Raw genomic sequence first — 18550 nt, forward strand, 5'->3', positions numbered from 1 at the left:
AATGCTTAGGAGAAGATCATGGGTTTGTTCGATAAACTGAAATCACTAGTTTCTGATGATAAAAAAGAAGTTGGCACTATTGAAATCGTAGCGCCGATCTCTGGTGAAATTGTCAACATTGAAGATGTGCCAGACGTTGTTTTCGCTGAGAAAATCGTCGGCGACGGTATTGCCATCAAACCAGCTGGCAACAAAATGGTTGCACCGGTTGACGGTACTATCGGTAAAATCTTCGAAACTAACCATGCTTTCTCTATCGAATCCGACAGCGGCATTGAGCTGTTTGTCCACTTCGGTATTGATACCGTTGAACTGAAAGGCGAAGGCTTCAAACGCATCGCTGAAGAAGGTCAACGCGTTAAGAAAGGTGATTTGATTATCGAGTTTGATCTGCCTCTGCTGGAAGAGAAAGCCAAGTCTACCCTGACTCCGGTTGTTATCTCTAACATGGATGAGATCAAAGAGCTGATTAAACTGACTGGTACTGTGACCGTTGGCGAAACGCCAATCATCCGTATCAAAAAGTAAGTCTCTCAATGATGTGAAAAGGCGCTTAATCTAAGCGCCTTTTTTATTGCCTGAAATTATTGAAAAGGTGTTGTTCGGCTAGATTATTTGTTGGGTTTAAATCTTCCAGTGCGGCACTTGCAGGCTGATAATCAGGCCGTGCGGCGTGGCGTTGCGCGCCTCGACTTTGCCGTCGTGCGCCACCATTACTTTGCGCGTAATAGCTAAGCCAAGCCCGTAGCCTTTGCCGGATAGCGGCGACATCACCCTGACGAACGGGTCGAAGATGCTAGAAAGCTTGTCTTCCTCGACGCCCGGCCCCTGATCTTCCACTTCAATCGTCAACCAACCTTCCGACTGAATCAGCGACACCACCACTTTTTGCTCGCGGGCGGAGAAACGCAGCGCGTTGCGCACCACGTTATCAATTGCCCGTCGCATCAGCTCAGCATTGCCCTTCACCGTGTAGTCATTCTGATCAGGAGTGTCTGGCCTCAGCTCAATCTCTACGCCGGGAAGCTGTGCTTCGTAGCGCGCATCGTTGACCACCGCCTCCACCAGCCCATACAGATCAAAATACTCTTCGTGCGGCATCTGGTCGTTTTCAGTTCGTGAGAGCGCCAGCAGTTCGCCAATCATCTTATCCAGCCGCCCCGCCTCATGTTCGATACGCTGTAATGAGGTTTCGACGTTAAGGGGGTTCTGCCGCGCCAGGCCAATCGCTAGCTGTAATCGGGCCAAGGGTGAGCGTAGTTCATGGGAAACGTCGTGGAGCAGCTCCTCGCGCGCTTTAACCAGCACCTGTAGGCGTTCGGCCATGGAGTCGAAGTCCCGCGCCACGTCGGACAGCTCGTCGTGGCGTTTGCCCATTTTGGCAAACAGGCGCACCGACAGGTCCCCCTGCGCCACGCGGCCAAAGGCCTGACGCATTTGCAGCATTGGCCGAGTTAGGTTCCACGCCAGCACCGCGCTGAACAGCAGGCCGCCGAGGCCGCCTATCCATAGCAGCGGCGTCGGGATGTGTAGCATATGCTCGCGATGCTTCGGCCGGTATTCGCTCATCAGCCCTTCGACGTTATAACGCAGCCGATAGCCCTGCCCTTTCGGCCCCTGCACGAACTCGACAATCTCTTTCGGCGCGTTACCCGGCGCCAGCGACTGCAGCGTTTCGCCTTCGGCGGGCACCATCGAGGGGGTGACGGAGAAGAACTGGCGGTCATCATCCGGCCAGTCGGCCATCATGGCGTCGAGGGCGGGCATGCCGCCTGAGCGCAATGTGGAGACGGCTGAAGTGATTTGCAGCTTCACAAACCGTCGCGCGATGCCGCTTTCCGGCGGCTCGTGGTGGTTATAGAAAGCAAAAGTCACCCAGAGAACCTGAGTGATGGCAATGAAGGTGAACCAAAATCCAAACAGGATTTTCCAAAATAGCCTTCCGCGAAGGCGTTTACCTGATGCGATAGCCAATACTTCTTACCGTCTCAATAGTCAGGATATCGCCGCCAGCAAGCGACGCCAGTTTCTGGCGAATGTTGCTGATATGCACATCAATGCTGCGGTCGTAGGCCTCGCGCGGACGCCCCAAGCCTTTCTCGGACAGCTCATCCTTTGACACCACGCGCTCTGGCGCGCGCAGCAACAGCTCCAGCAGATTGAATTCAGAGGCGGTCAAGTCAAACAGCGCACCGCGCCACTGACTGCTGCGCGTTGCCGGATTCAATGTCAGGTCACCATAATGGATGACGGATGAGTCAGAAGGGGCTTCCTGCTGCTCTTCAACACGACGCAGCACGGCACGCAGGCGCGCCACCAGCTCGCGCGGATAGCAAGGCTTCGGCATATAGTCATCCGCGCCCATCTCCAGCCCGATAACGCGGTCAATGTTGTCGCCTTTGGCGGTCAGCATGATGATCGGCAGACGGCTGTTTTTGCGCACTTGGCGCAGCACGTCAATGCCGCTCATATCAGGCAGCATGATGTCGAGGATCATCGCGGAATACTCGCCGGACATCGCGCCGTCAATTCCGGCCTTGCCAGTCAGCACCAACGATGCGTTAAAGCCTTCAGCAATTAAATATTCGCTGAGCATGGTACCCAGTTCGAGATCGTCATCGACCAATAAAATTTTCATCATCATTTCCACCTAACTGAGTTCTGGTTATTTTTATCCCTAACCCGACCACGCGCAGCCGCTTTTACTCTAATTTTACACTTGTAAGTCAAAGTAGGGCTTAGAGATCGAACACGCCAGTCGAAAGGTAGCGATCGCCACGGTCGCAAATGATCGCCACCACCACGCTGCCGGGGTTGGCACGAGCAACGCGCAGAGCACCGGCCACCGCGCCGCCGGAGCTGACGCCACAGAAAATCCCCTCTTGGCGAGCCAGCTCGCGCATGGTGTCTTCAGCCTCTTGCTGCGCCATGTCGATGGTTTCATCCACCAGTTCTGCCTTGAAGATACCCGGCATATAAGCCCGCGGCCAGCGGCGAATGCCCGGAATGCTGCTGCCCTCTTCGGGCTGCAAACCAATGATTTTCACCTCACTGCTCTGAGTGCGCAGGAAGCGGCTGACGCCGGTAATGGTGCCGGTGGTGCCCATACTGGAAACAAAATGGGTTATGCGTCCCGCCGTTTGCTGCCAAATTTCCGGGCCGGTGGTCGTGAAATGTGCCAGCGGATTATCAGCATTATTAAACTGATCCAGCACCTTGCCCTGCCCCTGTCTCTGCATCTCCAACGCCAAGTCTCGCGCGCCTTCCATCCCCTGCGCACGGCTAATCAGCAGCAATTCTGCCCCATAGGCGCGCATAGAGGCCTGACGCTCCAGGCTCATATTTTCGGGCATTAACAGCTTGAGTTTATAACCCTTGAGCGCGGCAATCATCGCCAGGGCGATACCGGTGTTACCACTGGTGGCTTCAATCAGCGTATCGCCAGGGCAGATCTCTCCGCGCTTTTCGGCCTGCTCGACCATAAAAAGCGCGGCGCGATCTTTAACCGAGCCAGCGGGGTTATTGCCTTCCAGTTTGACCCAAATCTCACTGTCCAGATCCTGGGTCAGTCGCTGTAATTTCACCAGAGGCGTATTGCCGATGTACTGTTCGAGCGTGCTCACTGTGCTTGCCTTATCGCTATGGGTTATAAACACCATGTAAAAACGAATAAATAAGAATTAGACGATAAAAAGGGCAGCTCGCAGACCGCCCTTTTTAAAGAAATTTAACCTGAATTGGCTAAAAAGTATCAGGCACTTTTCGCCAATGCAACGGGTTGCAGTGCTTCGTCCCCGGCGTACAGCCGGCCGTTCAGGCCACCCACGTAGAAACGATCGCCGCGCTGCGGGGTAGATTGTCCTGCAAAATCAGACAGTACCACTGACAGTGGCTCGTCGTGCCAACCTTCTGCATGGACGATTAACTGCCAGAAATGACCACGCGGGCTGACTTCCAACACTTTCACCGGTAACGGGCAGCGCTGGGTTGGCTGCGCGGTGATTTCCATTTCCCACGGGCGCAGGAATAGATCAACCGCGCCCTGATGCAACGGCGGGTTTTCCAGCGGCCAGTGATATGGGCCGACGTAGAGCTGGGAGCCGCGAATGTCGCCGCTGATTTTATTCACTTCGCCCATAAACTCCAGCACGAAGCGCGTTGTCGGGTCACGCCAGATTTCCGGCGGCGTGCCCACTTGTTCGATATTGCCTTGGCTCATCACCACCACGCGATCCGCGACTTCCATTGCCTCTTCCTGGTCGTGGGTGACAAACACGCTGGTGAATTTCAACTCTTCGTGCAGCTGACGCAGCCAGCGGCGCAGCTCTTTACGAACCTGAGCGTCCAGCGCGCCGAAAGGCTCATCCAACAGCAAGATTTGCGGCTCGACAGCCAGAGCGCGGGCCAGCGCCACGCGCTGCTTCTGCCCGCCGGACAGCTGGGACGGATAGCGATTCGCCAAGTGGCTCAGCTGCACCATTTCCAGCAGTTGGGTGACTTTCTTTTTAATCGCTTCAGTATTCGGGCGCTCGCGGCGCGGCAGCACGGTCAGGCCAAAGGCGATGTTGTCGAACACCGTCATGTGGCGGAACAGTGCGTAGTGCTGGAACACAAAACCGACCTGACGATCGCGGGCGTGAACCTGACTGACGTCTTTGCCGTGGAAACTCAGCTTACCGGCGCTCTGGTTTTCCAGACCGGCGATAATGCGCAATAGTGTGGTTTTGCCGGAGCCGGACGGCCCGAGCAGCGCCACCATTTGGCCGGAAGGAATATCGAGCGAGATATCGTTCAGCACCTTGGTGCGGCCGAAGTATTTGTTGATACCGTTAATTTCAATGCTCATTGCTATCCTCCCGCTCAAGACGGTCGTTGTGACGCTTCAAACGCCATTGCAGGCCGCTTTTCAGAAATAGAGTGACTATCGCCATCAGGGTCAACAGCGCGGCGGCGGTAAACGCGCCAGCGGTGTTATAGTCCTGATGCAGTAATTCAACTTGTAATGGCAACGTGTAGGTTTCGCCACGGATAGAACCGGAAACCACCGACACGGCGCCGAACTCACCAATGGCGCGGGCGTTGGTCAACACCACGCCGTACAGCAGCGCCCAGCGAATATTGGGTAAGGTCACGCGGCGGAACATCTGCCAGCCCGACGCGCCGAGCAGCACGGCGGCTTCATCTTCATGGCTGCCCTGACTGAGCATCACCGGCACCAGCTCGCGAATAACAAACGGACAGGTGACGAATATAGTCACCATCACCATGCCCGGCCAGGCGAACATAAATTGCAGATTATGGGCATCCAGCCACGGCCCCAGCGGGCCATTGGTGCCGTAAAACAGCAGATACAGCAGGCCAGCGACCACCGGCGACACGGCAAAAGGAATGTCGATCAGGGTCAGCAGCAGCTGACGCCCAGGGAAATTAAATCTCGCCACCAGCCACGCCAGCAGCGTACCGAACACCAGATTCACCGGCACGGTGATCAGCGCCATTAACACCGTCAGCCAGATAGAGTGCAGCATGTCGGAGTCAGACAGGTTCTTCCACACCGCCGCAATGCCATCCGAAAACGCCAGCACGAAAATACTGATCATCGGGATGACCAGCAGCAGCAGGCAAATCAGCATGCCGGTGCCAATCAACAGCCATTTGGTCCAGTCGATTGGCCGACGCGCTTCCCTTGAGTAAGCCGGAATATCAGACATTAATGACCTCCAAGACGACGGCCATAACGGCTTTGTAAAGTGTTAATCGCAAACAGCAACAGCAGGGATGCCGCCAAAATCACCGAAGCAATTGCGCTGGCCGCCGGGTAGTCAAACTCCTGCAAGCGAATGAAAATCATCAGCGAGGTCACTTCCGTTTTCCACGCGATGTTACCGGCGATGAAAATCACCGCGCCGAACTCGCCAAGGCTGCGGGTGAATGACAGCGCGGTGCCCGCCATCAGCGACGGCATCACCTCTGGCAACACCACGCGGCGGAAGCTCTGCCAGCGCGAAGCACCCAAGGTTTCGGCAGCTTCTTCATACTCCGGCCCTAGCTCTTCCAGTACCGGCTGCACCGTGCGCACCACAAACGGAATGCTGGTGAAGGCCATGGCGACTGCAATACCCAGCCAGGTGTAGGCCACTTTGATATCAAAATGCGCCAGCCACTGACCATAAAAGCCGTTGACCGAAAACAGCCCGGCCAGCGTCAGGCCCGCCACCGCCGTCGGCAATGCAAAGGGCAAATCCATTAAGCCGTCGAGCAAGCTCTTGCCCGGAAACTCATAGCGCGTGAGGATCCACGCCATCAGCATGCCGAAGAAGCAGTTAAAAATACTGGCCACGCCCGCCGACAGCAGAGTGACTTTATAAGCTGCAACCACCTGATCATTGGTAATGACCGACCAATACTGCGCCAGCGTCATTTGTGACAACTGCATCACCAATGCACTCAGCGGCAATAACAGCACCAGACACACGAACAGCAAGCTGCTGCCTAGGCTGAGGGTGAATCCGGGAAGTACGCGTTTGCTCGACAACAACATTACTTGTGACCCTGCTCTAACAATTTATCCAGCTCGCCGCCGGTATCGAAATGCGTTTTCATCACCTGCGGCCAGCTACCGAACTGATCTTCAACTTTAAACAGCTTGGTATCTGGGAACTGCCCTTTCGCTGCCGCCATTGCCGTTTTGTCATATACGCGGTAGTTGAAGCTGGTGATAATTTTCTGTGCCTGCGGGCTCCAGAGGTAATTCAGGTAATCTTTGGCCGCTTTCTCAGTGCCGTTTTTCTCGACGTTTTTGTCGACCCATGCCACCGGGAACTCAGCCAGAATGTCGACCGGCGGGACAATCACTTCATAGTTGTCGTCGCCGTATTGCTTGCGAATATTGTTCACTTCGGACTCGAAGCTGATCAGCACGTCGCCCAGCCCGCGCTCGACGAAGGTGGTGGTGGCGCCACGGCCGCCGGTATCAAATACCTGAACGTTTTTCAGGAACTGGGTCATTTTCGCGCGGGTCTGTTCCTGGTTTTTACCGTCTTCCAGATTGAACGCGCCCCACGCCGCCAGATAGGTATAGCGGCCGTTGCCTGACGTTTTCGGATTCGGGAAGATCAGTTTGACGTCGGCACGGGTTAAGTCGTCCCAGCTGTGAATGTTTTTCGGGTTGCCCTTGCGCACCAAGAACGCCATGGTCGAATAGAATGGCGAACTGTTGTTAGGCAAGCGGCTTTGCCAGTTGGCGGGGATCAGGTCACCGCGGTCATGCAGAATTTGTACGTCAGTCACCTGATTGTAAGTGACGACATCGGCCTTCAGGCCTTGCAGAATGGCCAAAGCCTGCTTGGAGGAGCCAGCGTGAGACTGTTTAATTTCCAGCTTGTCGCCACCGTTTTGCTCTGCCCACTGCTTTTGAAATGGCGGATTGAGCGCAGCGAACAGTTCGCGCGCCACATCATAGGAGCTATTGAGTAATTCCGTGGCGGAGGCCGCGCCGCTGGCCAGCAGCATGGCGGCAAGAGAACTCTTGAGTAATCCGCTTCTAAATCCGTTCATTTTCATGCGCCGCCTTGAGTGTATGGACATCCGACATGGCAAAACTCAGCCACTTTAGTAGTCCACAGTGTATTTATAACTCAGGGTCAGGCTGTAACGGTTTTATATACCGTTTAGTGATTTTCAAGCATGAAAAGCTATAAGCCGAAAAAGGCTGGCCTAGGTGGGCATTAACAGTAGTGAGGCGTGACGTGGCGCGCCCGACACAGGCGCGCCAAGGGGGAAATTAGAGCGCCAGCAGGCGAGTCAGGGACGGCGCGAAATAGTAGCTTCCGGTCACCGGGCGGGTGAAGCGCAGCATGGCGTCGCGCTTGCCGTCTAAGTCACCAAACATGCTCAACAGCTGTTTCTCGATGTTCCACAGGCGGGAGCAATAAGAGATGAAATAGAGGCCGTGTTCGCCGCTGGCGGTGCCGTAAGGCAGGCTCTGGCGCAGAATTTTCAGGCCTTTGCCCTCTTCTTTCAGATCCACGCGGCTGACGTGCGAAGTGTCCGGGCGCGTTTCTGAGTCCAGCTCTTCGTCGGTCAGCTTAGTGCGGCCGATGACCTCTTCTTGCTGGCTGACGGAGAAACGATTCCACTGGGTTAAATTGTGCTTCCAGCGCTGGACCATCACGTAGCTGCCGCCCGCGTCCTGATGCCCTTCTGGAATGATAGCGACCTGCGCGCGTGCTGCGTCTTTCGGGTTTTCGGTGCCATCGACAAAGCCGCTTAAATCGCGATCTTCGATACCACGGAAGCCGTGAGTCTCTTCTTCCACCAGAATCGATTTGCCGAAAGCCGCCAGCGCCGCCTGTGCCACGGCGAAGTTCACGTTATGGCGCAAAGATTGGATATGCAGCAGCACGTCGCGCTGGGTGGCCGGAGCCAGACCTTTGCCTAGCGGCTCGAAAGGTTTTAATTCATCAGCGCCCTGGCCGCCTGAAAGATCGCGCCAGACGTCATGGCCGAAAGCCAGCACCGCGCCGAGTTTTTCTTGGGGGAATTTCTGCTGCATTTCACTTAATGCGGCAGCAAACACACGGCAACCCTGCCGCAGACTATCCAGCTCGCCTTGAACTTTCGCTTCAATGAAAATGCCGAAACGGCAATGTTCGAGCAGAATGCCACTCTGTACCTGAGTCACGTTTTTTATCCTCGTAAATTTGACGGCGGCTATCATAACCGAAGTCAATAAAAATGCCTTGCGCGGACGCAAGGCATTGCAGAGTTTTTCAGCACTATTTTTAAAGGCTTGTTTTAAAGCCTTGTTGAGAGAATGGCGCTTAGTTAGCTCGCCAAACAATTTTGCTGACTTTCCAGTCTTTCAGCGCGTCATCAGACGGCATTAGCTCTTCCGGCCCGTGCCATATGCCGCTAAAGACGTAGCTGACGCGCTGGCTCTGCGGCGCTTTACACACCACGCTCTGCGCGTCGTCGCCGGTGCCTTTCACACAGCTTTCGAAAGCTTTTGTGTAGAGGTCGCTAAATGGCGTTCCCACTTTGACGCCCCACTCGCTTTCCACTTTAGGGTCAGTGACATCAATGCGCTGCACGCGGCCCTTCGGCTCGCCGCTGAGGGTAATTTTGACCTCTTTGCCGTCCATCGCCTGATAGAACGCCAGCATTTTGCCGTCATTCATCGACATGCCGCTGCGCAGGCGATAGTCGCCGTCTAGGGCATCTTTAATCGCATCTTCGGTCAGAGGAGTGCTGGCGGTGACTTTGCCCACGCCCTGATCGGTGACTTTCAGGCTGCTGCTAAACCAGTTCATCGGGTTCATGCTCGACCAGGACATGTTAGAAACCGTCGAACAGCCTGTTAATAACAGGGGTAATGCCAGTAAAAGTGGGCTAAGAGCCTTCAGCGGATGCTTCACGCTTGGCTGTTGTTTTGCCCTGTGCGACATAGTCGTCATTCGGTTCACTCCTTTCATGTCCATTTAAGTCTGCCGGGACTCCGTCTAGCCCATTCATAACAAAATGGAGTTTATCGGTCAGCGGCAGTTCGAGTGCTAATTGGCTCAAAAAGTTCAGCTACGAGGCAACAAGCTTTATGTTACCTGCTGAGATGCGTCAAAACAGGCCCGCAGGCGGCGGCTTAATAGCCAATAGGCCAGCGCGGCGGCGTCAAGCAACGCGAGAGCCAAATCAACCAGCGACGGCGTGTCAGCCCCCTGCCACAGCCCCAACCCTTGCAGCACAAAGGTGACAAACATTCCCGCCAGCAACAGCCAGTAGCCACTTTGCCACAATCGCGGCCACAGATGGCGACGTCCGCTGAGCATAAAGACCAGCGCCGGAGGTAGGCCGAGTAGCATTCCGTGCCAAAAACTTTGCGTATCAGGATAGAACAGCTTGAGTAAATCCGTGCCCTGTTGGCTTGACGCCCCTGCCATCACAAACAGCAACCAAGTGCGCGCCTGCAAAATCAAAATGGTCCAAAACCACAGCGGTAAACGCAGCATGCCGTGATTGTTGTAATCGTCTGGGTTCATAGCCTCAGAAATATTTCCTTCGAATTGTCGTGACTGAAAAGTAACTAACCCAGCTTAAGAAACCGTTAAGAACAGTCTGCTTTAATGTTTCTCAACGCGGCAAGACATCCAATTAAAGGATGAATTGCTACACTCACCAGAACCAGTTAATTAAGGACGACCTATTATGATGAAGAAGATCACTCTGGCAACCCTCATTGCACTTTGCACCCTTCCGGCGTTGGCTCAGCAGACTGGCGGCTTCCAAGACCCGAACGCGCCACAGGCCCAAACCCAGCCGAGCAATAAAGGTGGTTTTACGGGAAACACCACCGCGCTCAGCACGGTGAAAGATGCGCAAACCATGAACGATGACCAATGGGTTCAGCTGGAAGGCTATATCGATCAGCGCGTTGGCAGCGACAAATATATTTTCCGCGATAACAGCGGCACCATTAATGTGGATATCGACCACGACCGCTGGCAGGGACAGAACGTGTCGCCTAAAGATAAAGTGCGGATCGAAGGTGAAGTCGATAAAGACTGGAACTCAGTTGAGATTGATGTGAAATCGATCAAAATCATCAAGTAAGTTTCCGCCACTTGGCAGCAGTTATTGGCTGTAAATAAAAAAGCCCCGAGCAGTGCGTCGGGGCTTTTTATCGGCTCAATAAGCAGTGAGCTTTAATATTCTTGGTCTTCAATCAGCCGCTTGCCGAGAGTCAGCGCATCCTGAATTTCATAATCCAGCTTTTCATACATGCTCACTACCGCGTCATTTTCGGCACGCACCATTAAATTAATTTTCGGGCAGCCTCGGGCAATTAACTTCTTTTCCAGACGATTAATTAGTGCATTAGCAATGCCTCGCCCGCGATAATCAGGATGCACGCCAAGGTAATATGCTGACCCGCGATGGCCATCATAGCCGCCCATCACGGAACCCACGACTTCACCGCCAACTTCGGCGACCAAAAACAGTTCAGGACTGTGGTTCTGTTTACGCTCAATGTCCATTTCAGGATCATTCCACGGGCGCAGCAGATCGCAGCGCTCCCATAAGGTCAGCACTTCGTCGAAATCATCTTGCCGGTATATGCGAATGTCCATCACTGTTCGCCGCTGTTTGTTAAAGAGTTAATAGGTATTGGTTAATTATCGCGTGATCTGCTTGATACGCAATATCAAAATAGACAGTTACTCACATTCGCTTCTAATTTATTCATTTACGACACAAAATTCATAAAAAGTAATAGTTCTCAGATCGAACCCACGGAAAGGATACTCTATAACATAACCATTCTGTTTTATGTTGACGGTATGCGCCATGCTTAACCCTTTAAATAAGTTTCTCCATTTCCAACCTTTACCTGCTTCTGCAACCCGCCGCCAACTGTTGCTCTCCGGCCTCGGGCTGGCTTTTGGCGTACTGGGCACTCGCTCCGCCGTTGCGGCGCAACAACAACTGCATATCACCAAAACTGCACCAGCCCCGAAACCGGCGAATGCTAAAAAACTGGTGATGATTGATCCCGGCCACGGCGGCATCGACTCCGGCGCGGTGGGGCATGAAGGCTCGGAAGAGAAACACGTGGTGCTGGAAATCGCCAACTATGTGCGCGAGATCCTCGGTTCCCATAGCAACATCGAGGTGAAGCTTACCCGCGATTCCGACCATTTTATTCCGCTTTATCAGCGCGTTGAAATCGCCCACCAGCATCAGGCCGACCTCTTTGTGTCGATTCACGCCGATGGCTACACCAGCCCTAGCGCCTCGGGCGCCTCAGTGTTTGCACTGTCCAATCGCGGTGCCAGCAGCGCGATGGCGCGTTATATGTCGAAAAAAGAGAATGACGCCGACTTAGTGGCCGGTGCCAAAGTGGCGAAAGAAGACACCAACTATCTGCAACAAGTGTTATTCGACTTAGTGCAGACCGACACCATCAAAAACAGCCTGACCCTCGGCCACCACGTGCTGGAGAGGATTCGCCCTATTCACCATCTGCACAGCCAGCAGACCGAGCAGGCGGCCTTTGCGGTACTGAAGTCGCCATCAATTCCGTCGATTCTGGTGGAAACCTCGTTTATCACCAATCACCACGAAGAGCAGCTGCTCAGCACGACGGCCTTCCGCAAAGAGATTGCTCAGGCGATTTCTCAGGGCATCGTTAATTTCTTTAGCTATTTCGACGCCACTGAACGCAAGCCGCGCTAAGGCTTCGCGCCAGTAATGCGCTCTGCCTATTGCAGCCTTCCTGCATATCAGGCGATTTTGGGTATATACTGAGGCCCATTTTTGATTCAGCGCCTATTCGGGCGCTGAATGTCTTTTAAGCCAACGTCTGTGAGTTAACTCATGAGTCAACCGATCCCCGACATCGCCCAAGTAAAAGCCTTCCTGCTCTCCCTACAGGAAACTATCTGCCAACAGTTAGCCGCCGCCGATGGCAAGGCGCAGTTTGCAGAAGATGAGTGGGTGCGCGAAGAAGGCGGTGGCGGACGCAGCCGCGTATTAACCCAAGGCGCGGTTTTTGAACAAGCGGGCGTCAACTTCTCCCACGTGCATGGCGCCACCTTACCGGCATCAGCCACGGCGCATCGACCCGAGTTAGCAGGGCGCAGCTTTCAGGCCATGGGCGTCTCTTTAGTGATCCACCCACTCAGCCCTTACATTCCTACCAGCCATGCCAACGTGCGTTTCTTTATCGCGGAAAAGCCGGGTGAAGCACCGGTTTGGTGGTTTGGCGGCGGCTTCGACCTGACGCCTTTCTACGGTTTTGAAGAAGATGCTCGTCATTGGCATTTAACCGCGCAGCAGCTTTGCCAGCCCTTCGGCGGCGACGTCTATCCGAAATATAAAAAGTGGTGTGACGACTACTTCTTTATCAAGCACCGCAAGGAGGCCCGAGGTATCGGCGGCCTGTTCTTCGATGACTTGAACACCCCTGATTTCAACCACTGCTTTGCCTTCATGCAGGCGGTGGGGAATGGCTTTACCGAGGCCTATCTGCCTATCGTTGAGAAGCGCAAATCCATGGCGTGGGGCGAGCGCGAGCGCCAGTTCCAGCTCTACCGCCGTGGCCGCTACGTCGAATTCAATCTGGTTTGGGATCGCGGCACGCTATTCGGCCTGCAAACCGGCGGCAGAACGGAATCTATCTTGATGTCTATGCCCCCTCTGGTGCGTTGGGAATATAACTTCCAGCCAGAAACCGACAGCCCGGAAGCCGCGCTGTACCGCGACTTCCTGCCGGTTCGCGACTGGCTGGCCGACAAGGAGTCCAATTAATGCAAATTTGGGTCGATGCCGACGCCTGCCCGAACGTCATCAAAGAGGTGCTGTTTCGCGCTGCCGAACGTACCGGCATGATGGTGACGCTGGTCGCCAACCAGATTATCCGCACCCCGCCGTCGAAGTTTATCCGCACCCTGCGCGTTGAGGCGGGCTTCGACGTGGCGGATAACGAAATCGTCAAACGCACCGAGCCGGGGGATTTGGTCATCACGGCTGATATCCCGCTGGCTGCCGAAGTAATCGAAAAAGGCGGCGTGGCGCTTAACCCGCGCGGCGAGCGCTACACCAATGAAACCATCAAAGAGCGTTTGAACATGCGCGATTTCATGGACACCATGCGCGCCAGCGGCGTGCAGACCGGCGGGCCACCGGCACTCAACCAGCGTGACCGCCAACAGTTCGCCAATGAGCTGGATAAGTGGCTGCAAAAAGCCAAAAAATGATCCGGCCATAATAAAAACAATGTCTTAATTTTTATCCACTTACCTGTATGAAGGCCCCCCTACAAAGAGAAGATAATAATGGCTACAAAAATCATTCTTGATTGCGACCCGGGGCATGACGATGCAATCGCCATGCTTTTAGCACACGGCAACCCTGAGATTGAACTGCTCGCCGTCACCACCGTCGTCGGCAACCAGACGCTGGAGAAAGTCACTCGTAACGCGTTGGCGGTAGCTCGGGTAGCGAACATCACCGGCGTTCCCTTCGCCGCAGGGGCCACTCGCCCACTGGTGCGTCAGGTTGAGGTGGCAGAGGAAATCCACGGTGACTCTGGACTTGATGGCCCTGTGCTGCCAGAACCCGCCATTAAGATTGAGCCGATCCACGCCATTGATCTGATCATCGACCTTGTCATGTCCCATCCGCCAAAAACCATTACTTTGGTACCAACAGGCGGATTAACCAATATCGCCTTAGCCGTGCGCAAAGAGCCGCGCATTGCTGAGCGCGTTAAAGAAGTGGTGCTGATGGGCGGCGGTTACCACGAGGGTAACTGGAGCGCGGTGGCGGAGTTTAATATCAAAATCGACCCCGAAGCCGCGCATATCGTTTTCAACGAAAAATGGCCACTGACCATGGTCGGGCTAGACCTCACGCATCAGGCACTGGCAACCCCGGAGGTTTACAACCGCATTGCTGCCGTAGGCACTCGCCCGGCCAAATTCGTGACCGAACTGCTCGATTTCTTCAGCCAGAGTTACAAAGACCGTCAGGGTTTCGACGCGCCGCCGGTTCATGATCCATGTGCCGTGGCTTATGTCATCGACCCGAAAGTGATGACGGTGCGCAAAGCGCCGGTTGATATCGAGCTTACCGGCACCCTCACGCTGGGCATGACCGTGGCTGACTTCCGCTCTCCTCCCCCACCTGACTGCCATACACAGGTGGCGGTTAAATTGGACAACCAGCGTTTCTGGGACTTGATTGTCGATGCCCTTGAGCGCATTGGTGAAGTTGAGTTTTAAGCGTTGGCACAACCTAAGCGTTAAACAGAGGCGCTGACTCAGCGCCTCGTCTCCCCTCTTCTTTTATCTCTTTTCAGCTTACCCAGCCCCATCACAGCGGCTCGGTTTGTGCCTCCACTACGGCTAAAGCCACCATATTGACGATGCGCCGCACCGAGGCAATCGGGGTGAGAATATGCACTGGCTTAGAAACGCCCATTAGCACCGGCCCCACGGTTACACCTTCCGAGCTAGAGACGCGCAGCAAGTTATAGCTGATACGCGCCGCCTCCATATTGGGCATGATGAGGATATTCGCCGCGCCTTTTAACGGGCTGTCCGGCATGATGTCCTGACGAATGCTCTCCACCAAGGCAGCATCGCCATGCATTTCGCCATCAATTTCCAGCTCAGGCGCCCGCTGGTTAATTAACGCCAGCGTTTTGCGCATCTTCACCGCCGACGTGCCATCCGAGGTGCCGAAACTCGAGTGAGAAAGCAGTGCGACTTTTGGTTCGATACCAAAACGCCGCACGGTTTCCGCCGCCATCAGGGTGATTTCGGCAAGCTGCTCAGGGGTTGGATCGTCATTGACATAGGTGTCGGCAATAAAGGTGTTGCCGCTCGGCAGCAGCAGCGCGTTCATCGCCCCGGCTACGCTCGTCCCTTCGCGGAAACCAAACACCTTCTCCACCACGTCATAATGCTCGTGATAGGTGCCAATGGTGCCGCAAATCATCGCGTCTGCTTCGCCGCGCAGCAGCATGATGGCGGCGATCAGGGTTGGATTGCCGATCACTTCGCGACGCGCCTGCTCCTGAGACACACCGCGACGCTTCATCAACTGGTAGTACTCGCTCCAATATTCGTTGAAACGCGGGTCGGACTCATTGTTTACAACATCGAAATCCTTGCCTGCCTCAATTTGCAATCCGAGCTTTTTAAGCCGCATGTCGATGACGCTTGGCCGGCCAACCAGAATGGGTTTCGCCAGCCCCAGCGTTACCAGTTCTTGAGTCGCATGCAGCACGCGCTCCTCCTCCCCCTCTGCCATCACCACGCGTTTAGCGTCGGTTTTGGCTTGGGAGAAAATCGGCTTCATAAACAGGTTGGTTTTGTAGACGAACTCAGAGAGTTTCTCGACATAGGCGTCGAAATCCTCAATCGGCTGGGTCGCCACGCCGGACTCCATTGCCGCTTTCGCCACAGCGGGAGCGATTTTGACAATCAGGCGCGGATCAAAGGGCTTAGGAATGATGTAATCCGGGCCAAAAGAGAGCTCTTCTTCGCCGTAGGCCGAGGCCACAACGTCGCTCTGCTCGGCCATCGCCAGATCGGCAATGGCATGGACACAGGCCAGTTTCATCTCTTCATTTATGGTGGTTGCGCCGACGTCCAGCGCGCCACGGAAGATAAACGGGAAGCACAGCACGTTATTGACCTGATTAGGGAAATCAGAGCGGCCGGTACAGATTATGGCATCAGGGCGCACCGCCTTGGCCAGCGGCGGCAGGATCTCCGGCTCGGGGTTCGCCAAAGCTAAAATCAGCGGATCTTTACCCATGGTTTTGACCATATCCTGCGTCAACACGCCGGGGCCAGAACAACCGAGGAAAATGTCTGCATTAGGGATAGCATCGGCCAGCGTGCGCTGCCCGTTGTCATCTATCGCATAGGCGGCTTTGGTTTCCGCCATGTTCTCTTCGCGGCCTTTGTAGATAACCCCGCGCGAATCACAGGCGGTGATGTTATGGCGCTTCAGGCCTAGTGCGACCAACAGGTTCAGGCAGGCAATGGCTGAGGCACCGGCCCCTGATACCACCAGACGGACATCAGAAATGTTTTTACCCACCACTCGCAGACCGTTGAGCACGGCGGCGGTACAGATAATGGCGGTGCCGTGCTGGTCATCATGGAACACAGGAATTTTCATGCGTTCACGCAGCTTTTGCTCAATGTAAAAGCATTCCGGCGCTTTGATATCTTCCAGATTGATGCCGCCAAAGGTCGGCTCCAGGGCGGCGATCACGTCTATCAGTTTGTCCGGATCTAACTCGTCGACTTCGATATCAAACACATCAATGCCAGCGAATTTCTTAAACAATACGCCTTTACCTTCCATCACCGGTTTGCCCGCCAGTGCCCCGATGTTACCCAACCCAAGCACCGCCGTGCCGTTTGAAATCACGGCAACCAAATTGCCTCTGGCGGTGTATTTGTAGGCCGCCAGCGGATCTTTTTGAATTTCAAGGCAAGGAGCCGCTACGCCCGGAGAGTAAGCCAGCGCTAAATCACGCTGAGTGGCGAGGGGTTTGGTCGGAGAAACCTGAATCTTTCCCGGTACAGGAAACTCATGAAAATCGAGCGCACTTTGTTTCAGCTGTTCATCCATCGTCGGGGCCTCTTTTCTTTTTGTAGGTGAGGTAGTTATTCGTCGTTTTTGTAGGGTCATCTGTAGAGATCGGGAAGGCTTTGAGTTCGGCCTTTCACGAAATCTAGTATAGGTAACTTGCCACGACAAACTATGAAGCACGACCAAAATCGAGTCGTTACATCGCTTACTTTTCGTTCACGGAAGACATCTCGCAAAAATGAACTACGCTTAAAGTTCCCCCTTGCGCAACTCAGGTTGAACGTTCAGCCTTGCGTTAGCTTTTGTGTTTTCCATTGCTCTGGCCCATCACAACAATCAGAAAAAGCACATTCAAATTGTTAACAAATTGATGCAGGGTATGAGCCCCACGTAAAAAGTTGCGCCACGAGTTGCGCAACGGCGCGCAAGATTTTTGATAACAATGCTTGCAAGACGAAAAGCATTTAAAGGAGTAGAGATGAACCAGTTAGACGCACTGAAAAAATTGACCACGGTGGTCGCCGACAGTGGCGACATTGAATCTATCCGTCATTTCGAACCGCAAGATGCCACCACCAACCCATCCTTAATCCTCAAAGCCGCCGATTTGCCGCAGTATCAAGGGCTTATCAAAGACGCGCTGGATTACGCTCGCAATAAAGGTGGCAGCAAAGAGACTCAAATAGTCAATGCCAGCGACAGGCTCGCCGTTAACATCGGGTTAGAAATCCTGAAAAGCGTGCCGGGTCGCATTTCGACAGAGGTCGATGCTCGCCTCTCTTTCGACCGTGAACAGTGTCTGGCCAAAGCGCGTAAGCTGATTGCGATGTATGAAGAGAAAGGCGTTGATAAATCACGCATTCTCATCAAGCTGGCGTCAACCTGGGAAGGCATCAAAGCCGCCGAAGAGTTAGAACGCGAAGGTATCAACTGTAACCTGACTCTGTTGTTCTCCTTCGCTCAGGCCCGCGCTTGTGCCGAAGCTGGCGTGTACCTGATCTCCCCATTCGTCGGCCGTATCTATGACTGGTATAAAGCCAAAGAGCCAAATGCGACCTATGATGTCGAAAAAGATCCGGGTGTGAAATCCGTCCGTGATATCTATGAATACTACAAATCCCATAAATATCAGACCGTGATCATGGGGGCCAGCTTCCGCAAAGTGGAACAAATTCTGGCCCTGGCCGGTTGTGACCGCCTGACTATCTCCCCGAATTTGTTAGAAGAGCTGAAAGCCAGCACCGCGCCGGTAGAACGCAAACTTGAACCTTCAACGAAAGGTTCCCCTCAGCCTGAGCCACTGACTGAGAGCGAGTTCCGCTGGTTGCACAATCAGGATCCAATGGCGGTTGAAAAACTGTCCGAAGGTATCCGTACTTTCGCCGTTGACCAGCAGAAGCTGGAAGACATGCTGGCCGCTGAACTTTAATTAACTGGAGTC

The 18550-nt window shown here is 54.2% G+C and carries 19 protein-coding genes; 7 read left to right on the forward strand and 12 right to left on the reverse strand.

All coding sequences use genetic code 11. The features are described from left to right. Positions 1-18: 18 nt before the first annotated feature. Complete coding sequence (crr, locus tag SBO83_RS06960) at positions 19-528, forward strand: PTS glucose transporter subunit IIA (protein ID WP_353502872.1); 510 nt, start codon at positions 19-21, stop codon at positions 526-528. Positions 529-624: 96 nt separating this feature from the next. On the opposite strand, the gene SBO83_RS06965 is transcribed toward crr, so the two are convergent. The 10 genes from SBO83_RS06965 to SBO83_RS07010 form a co-directional block, all read right to left on the reverse strand. Then, complete coding sequence (locus SBO83_RS06965; RefSeq protein WP_353502873.1) at positions 625-1974, reverse strand: HAMP domain-containing sensor histidine kinase; 1350 nt, start codon at positions 1972-1974, stop codon at positions 625-627. Beyond that, a complete protein-coding gene (locus SBO83_RS06970; RefSeq protein WP_034792034.1) occupies positions 1955-2638 on the reverse strand; it encodes a response regulator transcription factor in 684 nt (227 codons plus the stop codon). Before SBO83_RS06970 ends, SBO83_RS06965 begins: the two co-directional genes overlap by 20 nt. Before the next feature lie 100 nt (positions 2639-2738). Continuing rightward, positions 2739-3623 (reverse strand): cysteine synthase CysM, encoded by an 885-nt coding sequence (gene cysM, locus SBO83_RS06975; RefSeq protein ID WP_396130966.1) that lies wholly within the window; start codon positions 3621-3623, stop codon positions 2739-2741. 128 nt (positions 3624-3751) lie between these two features. Beyond that, a complete protein-coding gene (gene cysA / locus SBO83_RS06980; RefSeq protein WP_396130967.1) occupies positions 3752-4846 on the reverse strand; it encodes a sulfate/thiosulfate ABC transporter ATP-binding protein CysA in 1095 nt (364 codons plus the stop codon). Next, on the reverse strand, positions 4836-5711 hold the full coding sequence (gene cysW, locus SBO83_RS06985) for a sulfate/thiosulfate ABC transporter permease CysW (RefSeq protein ID WP_396130968.1): 876 nt from the start codon (positions 5709-5711) through the stop codon (positions 4836-4838). The genes cysA and cysW overlap by 11 nt, the downstream gene beginning before the upstream one ends. Continuing rightward, on the reverse strand, positions 5711-6541 hold the full coding sequence (gene cysT, locus SBO83_RS06990) for a sulfate/thiosulfate ABC transporter permease CysT (protein ID WP_396130969.1): 831 nt from the start codon (positions 6539-6541) through the stop codon (positions 5711-5713). The genes cysW and cysT overlap by 1 nt, the downstream gene beginning before the upstream one ends. Continuing rightward, positions 6541-7557 (reverse strand): sulfate ABC transporter substrate-binding protein, encoded by a 1017-nt coding sequence (locus tag SBO83_RS06995; RefSeq protein ID WP_396130970.1) that lies wholly within the window; start codon positions 7555-7557, stop codon positions 6541-6543. Before SBO83_RS06995 ends, cysT begins: the two co-directional genes overlap by 1 nt. Before the next feature lie 226 nt (positions 7558-7783). Then, positions 7784-8683, reverse strand: a complete 900-nt coding sequence (locus tag SBO83_RS07000; protein WP_396130971.1) for a Dyp-type peroxidase — start codon at positions 8681-8683, stop codon at positions 7784-7786. A 139-nt stretch (positions 8684-8822) separates the two neighbouring features. Next, entirely contained in the window at positions 8823-9446 is a 624-nt protein-coding gene (locus SBO83_RS07005; RefSeq protein ID WP_353504005.1) for an RpoE-regulated lipoprotein, read from the reverse strand. Between the two features lie 144 nt (positions 9447-9590). Beyond that, positions 9591-10034: a DUF2919 domain-containing protein gene (locus tag SBO83_RS07010; RefSeq protein WP_185689542.1), complete on the reverse strand. Its 444-nt coding sequence runs from the start codon at positions 10032-10034 to the stop codon at positions 9591-9593. A gap of 169 nt (positions 10035-10203) precedes the next feature. Here SBO83_RS07010 and SBO83_RS07015 point away from each other — a divergent pair, with 169 nt between their 5' ends. Continuing rightward, positions 10204-10605: a YgiW/YdeI family stress tolerance OB fold protein gene (locus SBO83_RS07015; protein ID WP_353504006.1), complete on the forward strand. Its 402-nt coding sequence runs from the start codon at positions 10204-10206 to the stop codon at positions 10603-10605. A 92-nt stretch (positions 10606-10697) separates the two neighbouring features. Here the strand turns inward: SBO83_RS07015 and SBO83_RS07020 are convergent, their stop codons facing one another. After that, entirely contained in the window at positions 10698-11123 is a 426-nt protein-coding gene (locus SBO83_RS07020) for a GNAT family acetyltransferase (protein WP_034792052.1), read from the reverse strand. A 217-nt stretch (positions 11124-11340) separates the two neighbouring features. Here SBO83_RS07020 and amiA point away from each other — a divergent pair, with 217 nt between their 5' ends. From amiA to uriH, 4 genes are all read left to right on the forward strand, one after another. Continuing rightward, positions 11341-12228, forward strand: coding sequence for an N-acetylmuramoyl-L-alanine amidase AmiA (gene amiA, locus SBO83_RS07025; RefSeq protein WP_396130972.1), 888 nt, complete (start codon positions 11341-11343; stop codon positions 12226-12228). Positions 12229-12369: 141 nt separating this feature from the next. Continuing rightward, positions 12370-13302: an oxygen-dependent coproporphyrinogen oxidase gene (gene hemF / locus SBO83_RS07030; protein ID WP_396130973.1), complete on the forward strand. Its 933-nt coding sequence runs from the start codon at positions 12370-12372 to the stop codon at positions 13300-13302. Continuing rightward, positions 13302-13751 (forward strand): YaiI/YqxD family protein, encoded by a 450-nt coding sequence (locus tag SBO83_RS07035; RefSeq protein WP_396130974.1) that lies wholly within the window; start codon positions 13302-13304, stop codon positions 13749-13751. Before hemF ends, SBO83_RS07035 begins: the two co-directional genes overlap by 1 nt. Before the next feature lie 78 nt (positions 13752-13829). After that, a complete protein-coding gene (gene uriH, locus SBO83_RS07040; RefSeq protein ID WP_396130975.1) occupies positions 13830-14777 on the forward strand; it encodes a uridine-preferring nucleoside hydrolase UriH in 948 nt (315 codons plus the stop codon). Positions 14778-14868: 91 nt separating this feature from the next. Here the strand turns inward: uriH and maeB are convergent, their stop codons facing one another. Continuing rightward, positions 14869-17148, reverse strand: coding sequence for an NADP-dependent oxaloacetate-decarboxylating malate dehydrogenase (maeB, locus tag SBO83_RS07045; RefSeq protein ID WP_396130976.1), 2280 nt, complete (start codon positions 17146-17148; stop codon positions 14869-14871). A 439-nt stretch (positions 17149-17587) separates the two neighbouring features. Between maeB and tal the strand changes: the two genes are divergently transcribed. After that, positions 17588-18538, forward strand: coding sequence for a transaldolase (gene tal / locus SBO83_RS07050; RefSeq protein WP_396130977.1), 951 nt, complete (start codon positions 17588-17590; stop codon positions 18536-18538). Positions 18539-18550 lie beyond the last annotated feature (12 nt).

It is taken from the genome of Ewingella allii (assembly GCF_044430645.1).
GTDB classification, from domain to species: domain Bacteria; phylum Pseudomonadota; class Gammaproteobacteria; order Enterobacterales; family Enterobacteriaceae; genus Ewingella; species Ewingella allii.